1 protein-coding gene is annotated in these 854 nt (G+C 42.9%); it reads right to left on the bottom strand.

Annotated features, from left to right (window positions below):
* Positions 1-34: 34 nt before the first annotated feature.
* Positions 35-793, bottom strand: a complete 759-nt coding sequence (locus L5M49_RS25085) for an IS5-like element ISSod6 family transposase (protein ID WP_011071076.1) — start codon at positions 791-793, stop codon at positions 35-37.
* Between the last annotated feature and the right edge of the window lie 61 nt (positions 794-854).

Below are 854 nucleotides of genomic sequence, written 5' to 3'. Positions count from 1 at the left end.
TAGGGTCTGTTGATCTTTGCTGTACAAATGTTGTTCAGCAATACATCGGCAGCCACATTAACATAAACGCCAGTGACACCATACTGGCGTAATTTCTTGCTAGCTTGTCATATCTTGTTGATATTGCTCGATAGTGCTTAATTCTTCCAAAAGCATTCTCCACTAAATGTCGATACCGATATAAGCACCAATCGACTCTTTCTTGAGGTGTATTCTTATAGCGGCGCCTTGGAATAACAGATTTCCCGCCTTTATTGGCGATAAGTTCACGAAAAGCATCGCTGTCATAACCTTTATCTGCAATGACGGTATCAACCTGCTTCAGGTGCTCAATTAAGCTGGGGGCGTGTGTAATATCGTGTTTTTGGCCTTCTGATAATTCGAAATAAATCGGTAATCCTCCGCTGTCGACGGCTAAGTGAATTTTGGTTGAATTACCGCCTCGACTTTTACCAATACTCTCATTACTTAGCGTCGCTGCACCTGCACTGTGCTGGTGAGCCCGCACTATCGAGCCATCAATAAAGACCCATTCTATATCAGCAAGGTTGGCTAAGGCCTTGAATAAATGTGCTAGAACGCCTTTCTTAGACCATAAATGAAACCGTCTAAAGACCGTGCTCCAATGACCGAACTCTTTAGGTAAATCTCGCCAAGGGATACCTGTTCTAAGGCGGTAAAGAATACCTTCGAATGTTTGTCTATGTTCAGGTTTGTCATAAACACGGCCTGTGCTTTTCATTAAATGAAATAGCTTTTCCCAGCGTGCATCGGTTAGCATAAGTCTTGGCATGGCTTGAGGTTATGGTTACTTTTGGCGAAGCAAATTATAACGTCTTGCCATGCTGTCTAAA

This window comes from Shewanella sp. SM74, from assembly GCF_025653725.1.
GTDB classification, from domain to species: domain Bacteria; phylum Pseudomonadota; class Gammaproteobacteria; order Enterobacterales; family Shewanellaceae; genus Shewanella; species Shewanella oncorhynchi.
The sequence above is the reverse complement of the archived record's forward strand: the minus strand, read 5'-3'. Positions and strand labels throughout refer to the sequence as shown.